At 64.9% G+C, this 10,821-nt stretch carries 20 protein-coding genes and 1 pseudogene; all 21 read left to right on the forward strand.

All coding sequences use genetic code 11. The features are described from left to right. Positions 1–132 precede the first annotated feature (132 nt). Positions 133–552 (forward strand): 50S ribosomal protein L16, encoded by a 420-nt coding sequence (gene rplP / locus O3Q52_RS39085; RefSeq protein WP_055614924.1) that lies wholly within the window; start codon positions 133–135, stop codon positions 550–552. Next, on the forward strand, positions 552–776 hold the full coding sequence (gene rpmC / locus O3Q52_RS39090; RefSeq protein ID WP_003998824.1) for a 50S ribosomal protein L29: 225 nt from the start codon (positions 552–554) through the stop codon (positions 774–776). The genes rplP and rpmC overlap by 1 nt, the downstream gene beginning before the upstream one ends. Continuing rightward, positions 776–1,063: a 30S ribosomal protein S17 gene (gene rpsQ / locus O3Q52_RS39095; protein WP_143642848.1), complete on the forward strand. Its 288-nt coding sequence runs from the start codon at positions 776–778 to the stop codon at positions 1,061–1,063. Before rpmC ends, rpsQ begins: the two co-directional genes overlap by 1 nt. A gap of 111 nt (positions 1,064–1,174) precedes the next feature. Next, positions 1,175–1,543, forward strand: coding sequence for a 50S ribosomal protein L14 (gene rplN, locus O3Q52_RS39100; RefSeq protein WP_003992364.1), 369 nt, complete (start codon positions 1,175–1,177; stop codon positions 1,541–1,543). Between the two features lie 2 nt (positions 1,544–1,545). Then, positions 1,546–1,869 (forward strand): 50S ribosomal protein L24, encoded by a 324-nt coding sequence (gene rplX / locus O3Q52_RS39105; RefSeq protein WP_055614922.1) that lies wholly within the window; start codon positions 1,546–1,548, stop codon positions 1,867–1,869. Next, a complete protein-coding gene (gene rplE / locus O3Q52_RS39110; RefSeq protein WP_269653336.1) occupies positions 1,869–2,426 on the forward strand; it encodes a 50S ribosomal protein L5 in 558 nt (185 codons plus the stop codon). Before rplX ends, rplE begins: the two co-directional genes overlap by 1 nt. Before the next feature lie 5 nt (positions 2,427–2,431). Next, entirely contained in the window at positions 2,432–2,617 is a 186-nt protein-coding gene (locus O3Q52_RS39115) for a type Z 30S ribosomal protein S14 (RefSeq protein WP_003948630.1), read from the forward strand. A gap of 209 nt (positions 2,618–2,826) precedes the next feature. After that, on the forward strand, positions 2,827–3,225 hold the full coding sequence (gene rpsH / locus O3Q52_RS39120) for a 30S ribosomal protein S8 (RefSeq protein ID WP_055614920.1): 399 nt from the start codon (positions 2,827–2,829) through the stop codon (positions 3,223–3,225). 21 nt (positions 3,226–3,246) lie between these two features. After that, complete coding sequence (gene rplF, locus O3Q52_RS39125; protein WP_143642847.1) at positions 3,247–3,786, forward strand: 50S ribosomal protein L6; 540 nt, start codon at positions 3,247–3,249, stop codon at positions 3,784–3,786. Between the two features lie 3 nt (positions 3,787–3,789). After that, on the forward strand, positions 3,790–4,170 hold the full coding sequence (rplR, locus tag O3Q52_RS39130) for a 50S ribosomal protein L18 (protein WP_143642846.1): 381 nt from the start codon (positions 3,790–3,792) through the stop codon (positions 4,168–4,170). 68 nt (positions 4,171–4,238) lie between these two features. Continuing rightward, positions 4,239–4,841, forward strand: coding sequence for a 30S ribosomal protein S5 (gene rpsE, locus O3Q52_RS39135; RefSeq protein ID WP_055513610.1), 603 nt, complete (start codon positions 4,239–4,241; stop codon positions 4,839–4,841). Continuing rightward, positions 4,841–5,023, forward strand: coding sequence for a 50S ribosomal protein L30 (gene rpmD, locus O3Q52_RS39140; RefSeq protein WP_046704421.1), 183 nt, complete (start codon positions 4,841–4,843; stop codon positions 5,021–5,023). The genes rpsE and rpmD overlap by 1 nt, the downstream gene beginning before the upstream one ends. Before the next feature lie 2 nt (positions 5,024–5,025). Continuing rightward, the gene (rplO, locus tag O3Q52_RS39145; protein WP_269653337.1) at positions 5,026–5,481 is read left to right on the forward strand and encodes a 50S ribosomal protein L15; all 456 of its coding nucleotides are present in this window, start codon (positions 5,026–5,028) and stop codon (positions 5,479–5,481) included. Positions 5,482–5,729: 248 nt separating this feature from the next. Then, a complete protein-coding gene (gene secY / locus O3Q52_RS39150) occupies positions 5,730–7,043 on the forward strand; it encodes a preprotein translocase subunit SecY (RefSeq protein ID WP_269653338.1) in 1,314 nt (437 codons plus the stop codon). Next, positions 7,043–7,750 (forward strand): adenylate kinase, encoded by a 708-nt coding sequence (locus O3Q52_RS39155; protein WP_269653339.1) that lies wholly within the window; start codon positions 7,043–7,045, stop codon positions 7,748–7,750. Before secY ends, O3Q52_RS39155 begins: the two co-directional genes overlap by 1 nt. Positions 7,751–7,851: 101 nt before the next feature. Continuing rightward, complete coding sequence (gene map, locus O3Q52_RS39160; RefSeq protein WP_269653340.1) at positions 7,852–8,688, forward strand: type I methionyl aminopeptidase; 837 nt, start codon at positions 7,852–7,854, stop codon at positions 8,686–8,688. 303 nt (positions 8,689–8,991) lie between these two features. Continuing rightward, complete coding sequence (infA, locus tag O3Q52_RS39165; protein ID WP_003948620.1) at positions 8,992–9,213, forward strand: translation initiation factor IF-1; 222 nt, start codon at positions 8,992–8,994, stop codon at positions 9,211–9,213. A gap of 59 nt (positions 9,214–9,272) precedes the next feature. Further along, positions 9,273–9,386 carry a 50S ribosomal protein L36 gene (gene rpmJ / locus O3Q52_RS39170; protein ID WP_003998809.1) on the forward strand — a complete coding sequence of 38 codons (114 nt, stop codon included), beginning with the start codon at positions 9,273–9,275 and terminating at the stop codon, positions 9,384–9,386. 195 nt (positions 9,387–9,581) lie between these two features. Next, positions 9,582–9,962 (forward strand): 30S ribosomal protein S13, encoded by a 381-nt coding sequence (gene rpsM / locus O3Q52_RS39175; RefSeq protein WP_107022207.1) that lies wholly within the window; start codon positions 9,582–9,584, stop codon positions 9,960–9,962. Positions 9,963–10,031: 69 nt separating this feature from the next. After that, positions 10,032–10,436 carry a 30S ribosomal protein S11 gene (gene rpsK / locus O3Q52_RS39180; RefSeq protein WP_003956432.1) on the forward strand — a complete coding sequence of 135 codons (405 nt, stop codon included), beginning with the start codon at positions 10,032–10,034 and terminating at the stop codon, positions 10,434–10,436. Between the two features lie 148 nt (positions 10,437–10,584). Then, a pseudogene (locus tag O3Q52_RS39185) lies at positions 10,585–10,821 on the forward strand (DNA-directed RNA polymerase subunit alpha); the annotation flags it as partial.

Raw genomic sequence — 10,821 nt, forward strand, 5'->3', positions numbered from 1 at the left:
CCGCGGTGGCGAGCGTGGCGGCCGCGGCCGCAAGCCGCAGCAGCAGTCCGCGCCGGCTGCCGAGGCCCCCAAGGCCGAGGCTCCGGCGGCTGCCGCTCCGGCTGAGAGCACCGGAACGGAGGCCTGACCGAAATGCTGATCCCCCGTAGGGTCAAGCACCGCAAGCAGCACCACCCCAAGCGCCGTGGTCAGGCCAAGGGTGGTACGGAGGTTTCGTTCGGCGAGTACGGCATTCAGGCCCTCACGCCGGCGTACGTGACGAACCGCCAGATCGAGGCGGCTCGTATCGCGATGACCCGTCACATCAAGCGTGGCGGCAAGGTCTGGATCAACATCTACCCGGACCGCCCGCTGACCAAGAAGCCCGCCGAGACCCGCATGGGTTCCGGTAAGGGTTCCCCCGAGTGGTGGGTCGCGAACGTGCACCCGGGCCGGGTCATGTTCGAGCTGTCCTACCCCAACGAGAAGATCGCCCGTGAGGCCCTCACTCGTGCAGCCCACAAGCTGCCGATGAAGTGCCGGATCGTCAAGCGCGAGGCAGGTGAAGCGTGATGTCGGCCGGTACCAAGGCGTCCGAGCTGCGCGAACTGGGTGACGAGGAGCTTCTCGCGAAGCTCCGCGAAGCCAAGGAAGAGCTGTTCAACCTCCGCTTCCAGGCGGCGACCGGTCAGCTCGAGAACCACGGTCGGCTGAAGGCCGTCCGCAAGGACATCGCGCGGATCTACACCCTGATGCGTGAGCGCGAGCTGGGCATCGAGACGGTGGAGAGCGCCTGATGAGCGAGAGCAACGTGACTGAAGAGACCAAGACGAGCCGCGGTTTCCGCAAGACCCGTGAGGGTCTGGTCGTCAGCGACAAGATGGACAAGACCGTCGTCGTCGCCGTCGAGGACCGCGTCAAGCACGCGCTGTACGGCAAGGTCATCCGCCGTACGAACAAGCTCAAGGCCCACGACGAGCAGAACGCCGCGGGCGTCGGCGACCGAGTCATCATCATGGAGACCCGGCCGCTGTCCGCGACGAAGCGCTGGCGCATCGTCGAGATCCTCGAGAAGGCCAAGTAATTCTCCTGCGGGGCACCCCCCGCAGGACAGTTCCGCCAGGCTCGGCAGGGGTCCGAATCCCGTACAGGACAAGGCCCCTGCCGGGAACCGGCAGACAATCAGGAGATAGACGTGATCCAGCAGGAGTCGCGACTGCGTGTCGCCGACAACACTGGTGCGAAGGAGATCCTTTGCATCCGTGTGCTCGGTGGCTCCGGTCGCCGCTACGCGGGCATCGGTGACGTGATCGTCGCCACCGTCAAGGACGCGATCCCCGGCGGCAACGTGAAGAAGGGTGACGTCATCAAGGCGGTCATCGTTCGCACCGTCAAGGAGCGCCGCCGTCCGGACGGCTCGTACATCCGCTTCGACGAGAACGCCGCCGTCATTCTGAAGAACGACGGCGACCCTCGCGGCACCCGCATCTTCGGCCCGGTGGGCCGGGAGCTGCGCGAGAAGAAGTTCATGAAGATCATCTCGCTCGCGCCGGAGGTGCTGTAAGCATGAAGATCAAGAAGGGCGACCTGGTACAGGTCATCACCGGTAAGGACAAGGGCAAGCAGGGCAAGGTCATCGCGGCCTACCCCCGCGAGGACCGCGTCCTGGTCGAGGGTGTCAACCGGGTCAAGAAGCACACCAAGGCCGGCCCGACCGCTCGCGGTTCGCAGGCCGGCGGCATCGTCACGACCGAGGCGCCCGTCCACGTCTCCAACGTCCAGCTGGTCGTTGAGAAGGACGGCAACAAGGTCGTCACGCGTGTCGGTTACCGCTTCGACGACGAGGGCAACAAGGTTCGCGTTGCCAAGCGGACGGGTGAGGACATCTGATGGCTACCACCACGATTCCGCGTCTCAAGACGAAGTACCGCGAGGAGATCGCGGGCAAGCTGCAGGAAGAGTTCTCCTACGAGAACGTCATGCAGACCCCGGGTCTCGTCAAGATCGTGGTCAACATGGGTGTGGGCGACGCCGCCCGCGACTCCAAGCTGATCGACGGCGCGATTCGCGACCTCACCACGATCACCGGTCAGAAGCCGGCCGTCACCAAGGCCCGTAAGTCCATCGCGCAGTTCAAGCTGCGTGAGGGCCAGCCGATCGGTGCCCACGTCACGCTCCGTGGCGACCGCATGTGGGAGTTCCTGGACCGCACCCTGTCGCTCGCGCTGCCGCGCATCCGCGACTTCCGTGGTCTGTCCCCCAAGCAGTTCGACGGCCGTGGCAACTACACCTTCGGTCTCACGGAGCAGGTCATGTTCCACGAGATCGACCAGGACAAGATCGACCGCGTCCGGGGTATGGACATCACCGTGGTCACCACGGCGACCAACGACGCCGAAGGCCGTGCCCTTCTCCGTCACCTCGGCTTCCCCTTCAAGGAGGCGTAAGCGAGATGGCGAAGAAGGCTCTGATTGCCAAGGCTGCTCGTAAGCCCAAGTTCGGCGTACGTGGCTACACGCGCTGCCAGCGCTGCGGCCGTCCGCACTCCGTGTACCGCAAGTTCGGCCTCTGCCGCGTGTGCCTTCGTGAGATGGCTCACCGTGGCGAGCTGCCGGGCGTGACCAAGAGCTCCTGGTAGTCCCGTACTTCGGGATTCCGGAAGCTCTCGGTAAGTAATGGGTGATGTCAGGCGCCCACCCCTTCATGGCTTAGGCTAGGAGGGTTGGGCGCTCTGACGCCCGTACGACTTACTACGCCGTAGGTCCCCGCACCGCACCCGTCCCGCCACTGAGTGGGGAGAGGGATGGCGCACTGGAAACCCCGGCGAGAGAGGCCGAAGGCCAATTCATGACCATGACTGATCCCATCGCAGACATGCTTACTCGTCTGCGTAACGCGAACTCGGCGTACCACGACGATGTCGCGATGCCGCACAGCAAGATCAAGTCTCACATCGCGGAGATCCTCCAGCAGGAGGGCTTCATCACCGGCTGGAAGGTCGAGGACGCCGAGGTCGGCAAGAAGCTCGTCCTCGAGCTGAAGTTCGGCCCGAACCGTGAGCGCTCCATCGCGGGCATCAAGCGGATCTCGAAGCCGGGTCTGCGTGTGTACGCGAAGTCCACCTCCCTGCCCAAGGTGCTCGGTGGCCTCGGCGTGGCGATCATCTCCACGTCGCACGGTCTCCTCACCGACAAGCAGGCCGGCAAGAAGGGCGTAGGCGGAGAAGTCCTCGCCTACGTCTGGTAGCGGAAGGGAACGGAAGAAGCTATGTCGCGTATTGGCAAGCTCCCCATCACGGTTCCCGCCGGCGTGGACGTCACCATCGACGGCCGTACGGTTTCGGTGAAGGGCCCCAAGGGCTCCCTCTCCCACACCGTCGCGGCGCCGATCGAGATCGCTAAGGGCGAGGACGGCATTCTCAATGTCACCCGCCCGAACGACGAGCGTCAGAACAAGGCCCTGCACGGCCTGTCCCGCACGCTGGTGGCGAACATGATCACCGGCGTGACCACGGGTTACGTGAAGAAGCTCGAAATCAGCGGTGTCGGTTACCGAGTCCTGGCGAAGGGTTCCAACCTGGAGTTCTCGCTCGGCTACAGCCACTCGATCACTGTCGAGGCCCCCGAGGGCATCACCTTCAAGGTCGAGAACCCCACGCGGTTCTCGGTCGAGGGCATCGACAAGCAGAAGGTCGGAGAGGTTGCGGCCAACATCCGCAAGCTGCGCAAGCCCGACCCGTACAAGGCCAAGGGCGTCAAGTACGAGGGCGAAGTCATCCGCCGCAAGGTCGGAAAGGCGGGTAAGTAAGCCATGGCATACGGTACGAAGATCGCTAAGGGCGACGCTTACAAGCGTGCTGCCATCAAGCGGCGCCACATCCGGATCCGTAAGAAGGTCAACGGAACGGCTGAGCGTCCTCGCCTGGTCGTGACGCGCTCGAACCGCCACATCGTGGCCCAGGTCATCGACGACATCAAGGGTCACACCCTGGCGTCGGCGTCGACCCTGGACACGTCGATCCGTGGCGAGGGCGAGAAGTCGGCGCAGGCCGGCAAGGTCGGCGCTCTTGTCGCCGAGCGTGCCAAGGCCGCCGGTGTCGAGGCTGTCGTATTCGACCGTGGTGGCAACCAGTACGCCGGGCGCATCGCTGCCCTGGCGGACGCCGCCCGCGAGGCCGGACTCAAGTTCTGAGGCCTGCCCGTCGCGGCAGCGACTATTCGCTGCTGCGTAGCTAGCGGAAACAGAGAGAGGTAATTCCAATGGCTGGACCCCAGCGCCGCGGAAGCGGTGCCGGTGGCGGCGAGCGGCGGGACCGGAAGGGCCGTGACGGCGGCGCTGCTGCCGAGAAGACCGCGTACGTTGAGCGCGTTGTCGCGATCAACCGCGTCGCCAAGGTTGTGAAGGGTGGTCGTCGCTTCAGCTTCACCGCGCTCGTCGTGGTGGGCGATGGCGATGGCACCGTCGGTGTCGGCTACGGCAAGGCCAAGGAGGTGCCGGCCGCCATCGCCAAGGGTGTTGAGGAGGCCAAGAAGCACTTCTTCAAGGTCCCCCGTATCCAGGGCACCATCCCGCACCCGATCACGGGCGAGAAGGCCGCGGGCGTCGTCCTGCTCAAGCCTGCTTCCCCCGGTACCGGCGTTATCGCCGGTGGCCCGGTGCGTGCTGTCCTCGAGTGCGCCGGCGTCCACGACATCCTGTCGAAGTCGCTCGGCTCGTCCAACGCGATCAACATCGTGCACGCGACCGTGGCGGCCCTCAAGGGCCTGCAGCGTCCCGAGGAGATCGCGGCCCGCCGCGGTCTGCCCCTCGAGGACGTCGCCCCCGCGGCTCTGCTTCGTGCGCGTGCGGGAGCGGGTGCGTAATGGCTCGCCTCAAGGTCACGCAGACGAAGTCGTACATCGGCAGCAAGCAGAACCACCGTGACACCCTGCGGTCCCTTGGTCTCAAGGGGATCAACACCGTGGTCGTCAAGGAGGACCGCCCCGAGTTCCGCGGAATGGTTCACACCGTCCGCCACCTCGTGTCGGTTGAGGAGGTCGACTGATCATGGCGGAGAACAAGCCGCTCAAGATCCACAACCTCCGTCCTGCCCCGGGCGCCAAGACCGCCAAGACCCGTGTGGGTCGTGGTGAGGCGTCGAAGGGTAAGACGGCTGGACGTGGTACCAAGGGCACGAAGGCCCGTTACCAGGTTCCGGAGCGCTTCGAGGGTGGCCAGATGCCCCTCCACATGCGTCTCCCGAAGCTCAAGGGCTTCCGGAACCCGTTCAAGACCGAGTACCAGGTCGTGAACCTCGACAAGCTGGCGTCGCTGTACCCGGAGGGTGGCGAAGTCACCGTCGAGGGGCTCGTCGCCAACGGTGCGGTTCGCAAGAACAGCCTCGTCAAGGTCCTCGGCCAGGGCGAGATCTCCGTGGCGCTGCAGGTGACGGTCGACGCCGTCTCCGGCTCCGCCAAGGAGAAGATCACCGCCGCCGGCGGTACCGTCACCGAGCTCGTCTGAAATCACCAGGCGTCTCGATGACTTGAGCGAACCCGACCGGGGGTGCCCCACAAAAGGGGCATCCCCGGTTGGTCGTTCCTAGGGGAGCGGTGTCGCCGGTAAGGTGGCCTGCACTGCTAATTTTCGCCCGGTGTGACCTCTGGGAACTCAGGGCGGTTCTTAACTGTTAGTCAGCTGTCCGTTACTTATTCGTCGAACCTCAAGACCGTCACCTCTGACGCACTTGCGCGGGGGTCGCAGGAGGCACCGTGCTCACCGCGTTCGCCCGGGCGTTCAAGACGCCCGACCTGCGCAAGAAGCTGCTCTTCACGCTCGGCATCATCGTGGTCTATCGGGTTGGCACGCACATCCCGATCCCCGGTGTCGACTACAAGAACGTCCAGATCTGTATCGACGACGCGAGCCAGAACACGGGCCTGTTCGGTCTGGTCAACATGTTCAGCGGTGGCGCCCTGCTGCAGATCACGATCTTCGCGCTGGGCATCATGCCGTACATCACGGCGAGCATCATTCTGCAGCTGTTGACCGTGGTGATCCCGCGTCTGGAGGCCCTCAAGAAGGAGGGTCAGGCCGGTACGGCGAAGATCACGCAGTACACCCGTTACCTGACGGTGGCGCTGGCCATCCTGCAGGGCACCGGCCTGGTGGCCACCGCCCGCAGTGGTGCACTGTTCACCAGCTGCCCGGTCGCGAACCAGATCGTGCCCGACCAGTCGATCTTCGTCACGATCACGATGGTCATCACGATGACCGCCGGTACTGCCGTCGTCATGTGGCTCGGTGAGCTCATCACCGACCGCGGCATCGGCAACGGCATGTCGATCCTGATGTTCATCTCGATCGCCGCGACCTTCCCGTCCGCGCTGTGGGCCATCAAGCAGCAGGGCAACCTCGCGGACGGCTGGATCGAGTTCGGCACCGTGATCGCGGTCGGTCTCGTCATGGTCGGTCTGGTCGTCTTCGTGGAGCAGGCTCAGCGCCGCATTCCCGTCCAGTACGCGAAGCGCATGATCGGCCGCCGGTCCTACGGCGGCACGTCCACGTACATCCCGCTGAAGGTCAACCAGGCCGGCATCATCCCTGTGATCTTTGCCTCGTCGCTGCTCTACATCCCGGCGCTGATCGCTCAGTTCGCAGGTGGGACGTCCGGCTGGAAGACCTGGATCGAACAGAACCTCACCAAGGGTGACCACCCGATTTACATCAGCACGTACTTCTTGCTGATCGTGTTCTTCGCCTTCTTCTACGTGGCTATCTCGTTCAACCCCGAGGAAGTCGCGGACAACATGAAGAAGTATGGTGGCTTCATCCCGGGCATCCGGGCTGGCCGGCCGACCGCTGAGTACCTGGGATACGTACTCAACCGGATCACCTGGCCGGGTTCGCTGTACCTGGGTCTGATCGCTCTCGTACCGACGATGGCGTTGGTTGGTTTCGGGGCAAACCAGAACTTCCCGTTCGGCGGTACCAGCATCCTCATCATCGTGGGTGTGGGTCTGGAGACGGTGAAGCAGATCGAGAGCCAGCTCCAGCAGCGCAATTACGAAGGGTTCCTCCGCTGATGCGTATCGTCCTCGTCGGGCCGCCCGGTGCGGGCAAGGGAACGCAGGCCGCGTTCCTTGCCCGGAACCTGTCGATCCCGCACATCTCCACGGGCGACCTCTTCCGTGCGAACATCAGCCAGCAGACGGAACTCGGCAAACTGGCGAAGTCGTACATGGACGAGGGAAACCTTGTGCCGGACGAGGTCACGATCGCCATGGCCAGGGACCGCATGGAGCAGCCGGACGCCGCGAACGGCTTCCTGCTCGACGGCTTCCCGCGGAACGTCTCGCAGGCCGAGGCGCTCGACCAGGCGCTCAAGGCCGACGCTGTGGAGCTGGACGCGGTGCTCGACCTGGAGGTCCCCGAGGACGAGGTGGTCAAGCGCATCGCCGGCCGCCGCATCTGCCGCAGGGATTCGAGTCATGTCTTCCACGTGACGTACAGCCCGCCGAAGAAGACGGACGTCTGCGACGCCTGCGGCGGCGAGCTGTACCAGCGCGACGACGACACCGAGGAGACCGTCCGCAAGCGCCTGGAGGTCTACCACACGCAGACCGAGCCGATCATCGACTACTACCGGGCCCAGGGCCTGGTCGTGACGATCTCGGCGCTCGGCAAGGTGGACGATGTCACCAAGCGCGCGATGGACGCCCTCAACCGCCAGGTGGAGGGCAAGGACCAGAGCGACGAGGACAAGAGCGACAGCGAGGGCGACGACAAGTAGTCGTCCTGGCTGGTTCGGCCGCGGTGCCCTTGTGGGGCGCCGCGGCCGTACTGTTGTGTACGTAACCGAGCAGGCAGAGAAGACGGAGAGCGCGGGCCCTCATGGTGCAGATCAAGACCCCCGAGCAGATCGCCAAGATGCGTGAGGCGGGCCTGGTCGTCGCCGCCGTCCACAGCGCGACACGGGACGCGGCGGTACCCGGGGCCACGACGAAGGACCTCGACGAGGTCGCCCGCAAGGTGCTGGCCGAGCACGGCGCCAAGTCGAACTTCCTGGGATACGGCGGGTTCCCCGCGACGATCTGCACCTCGGCGAACGAGGTCGTGGTGCATGGCATCCCGAGCGACGACGTCGTGCTCAAGGACGGCGACATCATCTCGATCGACGCCGGCGCCATCGTCGACGGCTGGCACGGGGACGCCGCCTTCACCGCCTTCGTCGGATCCGGTCACGCTCCGGAGCTCATCGAGCTGTCCCGGGTGACCGAGGAGTCGATGTGGGCCGGAATCGCGGCCATGAAGCTGGGGAACCGGCTCGTCGACGTCTCCCGCGCCATCGAGACGTACATCCGGCGTCAGCCGAAGCCCGGCGGCGGCAAGTACGGGATCGTCGAGGACTACGGCGGCCACGGCATCGGTACCGAGATGCACATGGATCCGCATCTGCTGAACTACGTGGAGCGGCGGCGGGGGAAGGGGCCGAAGCTCGTTCCCGGGTTCTGCCTTGCCATTGAGCCCATGGTTTCGCTGGGTACGCCGAAGACCGAGGTTCTCTCGGACGACTGGACCGTCATCACGACGGACGGCACGTGGTCCTCCCACTGGGAGCACTCTGTCGCTCTGACGGAGGAGGGGCCGCTTGTGCTGACGGCTCCCGACGGGGGTAAGGCGAAGCTGGCCGAGTACGGGATCACGGCGGCTCCTGATCCTCTGGGCTGAGTTCGCTCCGTAGGGGTGGGCTGGTGTATGCGTCGCGGCTGCGGCCCTGTGGGGGCCGGTCGCGCCCACGCGGCGGAGCCGGACATCGATACAGCCCCGCGCCCCTTTGGGCGCCTGGTGTGAGCCCGGTTCGCCGTGGCCCCTGCGCGCTTGCTGCTTAGGGATCTTCCGTGCGGGGCAGGCTATCTCGATTCGTCTTTCCGAGGGCCCTGGCGTAGACTGACTCGTCGGCTCTCGTGCATCTGCATGTCTGCGTGCAGTAAGTGCGGGGTCGATCAAGGTAGTCGATTCGAAGGGCGAAGCGTGGCCAAGAAGCAAGGTGCCATCGAGATCGAGGGCACTGTCGTCGAGTCTCTTCCGAACGCCATGTTCAAGGTCGAGCTCCAGAACGGCCACCAGGTCCTGGCACACATCAGCGGCAAGATGCGTATGCACTACATCCGCATCCTCCCTGACGACCGGGTCGTGGTGGAGTTGTCTCCGTACGACCTGACCCGTGGCCGGATCGTCTACCGGTACAAGTAGATCTTGCCTGTGTCCCGTATTCCGCGGGGCGGTGGCACTGACCCGGAGAACCTCACCCAATGAAGGTCAAGCCGAGCGTCAAGAAGATCTGCGACAAGTGCAGGGTGATCCGCCGTCACGGCCGGGTCATGGTCATCTGCGAAAACCCGCGGCACAAGCAGCGCCAGGGCTGACGCACGACCGAACCTTCTGCACCCGCAGAGTTTCGCGCGACGCAAGTAGTTACATGTTCATACGCAGAGCCCGGATCCGCTGTTCGCAGGGATTCCGATACCCCCGGTCGGAGGCCGGGGACCCAGTTCGTACCTCATACGGCGACTGGGAGCCGGTTTTGCGGAAGACCTCCGAACGACAACTGGAGCCATTGAATGGCACGCGTTTCCGGTGTTGACATCCCGCGCGAAAAGCGCGTGGAGGTTGCCCTCACCTACGTGTTCGGCATCGGCCGGACCCTCTCGCAGAAGACGCTGGCCGACACCGGCGTCAACCCCAACACCCGCGTTCGTGACCTCTCCGAGGAGGAGCTGGTCAGGATCCGCGAGTACGTGGACAACAACTTCAAGACCGAGGGTGACCTCCGCCGTGAGGTTCAGGCCGACATCCGCCGCAAGGTCGAGATCGGCTGCTACCAGGGTCTGCGCCACCGTCGTGGCCTGCCCGTCCACGGTCAGCGCACCAGCACGAACGCTCGTACCCGCAAGGGCCCGCGTCGCGCCATCGCCGGCAAGAAGAAGCCGGGCAAGAAGTAGTCCGCAGCGGACAACGCTTCATCAGCGGTCTTCGCTGTAGGACCGACCACCTCCCCGTAGGAGTTATAGATGCCCCCCAAGGGTCGTCAGGGCGCTGCCAAGAAGGTGCGCCGCAAGGAAAAGAAGAACGTCGCTCACGGTCACGCGCACATCAAGAGCACGTTCAACAACACGATCGTCTCGATCACGGACCCCTCGGGCAACGTGATCTCCTGGGCCTCCGCCGGCCACGTCGGCTTCAAGGGCTCGCGCAAGTCCACCCCCTTCGCCGCGCAGATGGCCGCCGAGTCGGCCGCCCGCCGCGCGCAGGAGCACGGCATGCGCAAGGTCGACGTCTTCGTCAAGGGCCCGGGTTCGGGTCGCGAGACGGCCATCCGTTCGCTGCAGGCGACCGGTCTTGAGGTCGGCTCCATCCAGGACGTGACGCCCACGCCGCACAACGGCTGCCGTCCGCCCAAGCGCCGTCGCGTCTGACGCACGGTTGTCTTGATTTTTCTGGGGTCCGGGCGGTATGGCCTTTCGAGGCCGTGCCGCCCGTACCCTTGTAGCTGTAACACAACGGGCTACCGCCCGGTGGCAAGGGCATCAAATAGTGGGTGCCCCTGACTGAAGGATTCACTTCATGCTGATCGCTCAGCGTCCCTCGTTGACCGAAGAGGTCGTCGACGAGTTCCGCTCCCGGTTCGTGATCGAGCCGCTGGAGCCGGGCTTCGGTTACACCCTCGGCAACTCGCTCCGCCGGACTCTTCTCTCCTCGATCCCCGGTGCGGCTGTCACCAGCATCCGCATCGACGGTGTCCTGCACGAGTTCACCACCGTGCCGGGCGTCAAGGAGGACGTCACCGACCTGATCCTCAAC

Origin of the sequence: Streptomyces sp. ActVer (assembly GCF_027270795.1) — a bacterium.
Taxonomy (GTDB): Bacteria; Actinomycetota; Actinomycetes; order Streptomycetales; family Streptomycetaceae; genus Streptomyces; species Streptomyces umbrinus_A.

Bases quoted from the DNA above. Each gene is read 5' to 3' on its own strand.
- map (WP_269653340.1), top strand. From the start codon at position 7,852: ATGGTGCAGATCAAGACCCCCGAGCAGATCGCCAAGATGCGTGAGGCG.
- rpmC (WP_003998824.1), top strand. From the start codon at position 552: ATGTCGGCCGGTACCAAGGCGTCCGAGCTGCGCGAACTGGGTGACGAG.
- rpmD (WP_046704421.1), top strand. From the start codon at position 4,841: ATGGCTCGCCTCAAGGTCACGCAGACGAAGTCGTACATCGGCAGCAAG.
- rpsQ (WP_143642848.1), top strand. From the start codon at position 776: ATGAGCGAGAGCAACGTGACTGAAGAGACCAAGACGAGCCGCGGTTTC.
- rplE (WP_269653336.1), top strand. From the start codon at position 1,869: ATGGCTACCACCACGATTCCGCGTCTCAAGACGAAGTACCGCGAGGAG.
- rplP (WP_055614924.1), top strand. From the start codon at position 133: ATGCTGATCCCCCGTAGGGTCAAGCACCGCAAGCAGCACCACCCCAAG.
- rpsH (WP_055614920.1), top strand. From the start codon at position 2,827: ATGACCATGACTGATCCCATCGCAGACATGCTTACTCGTCTGCGTAAC.
- rpsM (WP_107022207.1), top strand. From the start codon at position 9,582: ATGGCACGCGTTTCCGGTGTTGACATCCCGCGCGAAAAGCGCGTGGAG.
- rplR (WP_143642846.1), top strand. From the start codon at position 3,790: ATGGCATACGGTACGAAGATCGCTAAGGGCGACGCTTACAAGCGTGCT.
- rpsK (WP_003956432.1), top strand. From the start codon at position 10,032: ATGCCCCCCAAGGGTCGTCAGGGCGCTGCCAAGAAGGTGCGCCGCAAG.
- O3Q52_RS39155 (WP_269653339.1), top strand. From the start codon at position 7,043: ATGCGTATCGTCCTCGTCGGGCCGCCCGGTGCGGGCAAGGGAACGCAG.
- rpmJ (WP_003998809.1), top strand. From the start codon at position 9,273: ATGAAGGTCAAGCCGAGCGTCAAGAAGATCTGCGACAAGTGCAGGGTG.
- O3Q52_RS39115 (WP_003948630.1), top strand. From the start codon at position 2,432: ATGGCGAAGAAGGCTCTGATTGCCAAGGCTGCTCGTAAGCCCAAGTTC.
- rplX (WP_055614922.1), top strand. From the start codon at position 1,546: ATGAAGATCAAGAAGGGCGACCTGGTACAGGTCATCACCGGTAAGGAC.
- rplF (WP_143642847.1), top strand. From the start codon at position 3,247: ATGTCGCGTATTGGCAAGCTCCCCATCACGGTTCCCGCCGGCGTGGAC.
- rplO (WP_269653337.1), top strand. From the start codon at position 5,026: ATGGCGGAGAACAAGCCGCTCAAGATCCACAACCTCCGTCCTGCCCCG.
- rpsE (WP_055513610.1), top strand. From the start codon at position 4,239: ATGGCTGGACCCCAGCGCCGCGGAAGCGGTGCCGGTGGCGGCGAGCGG.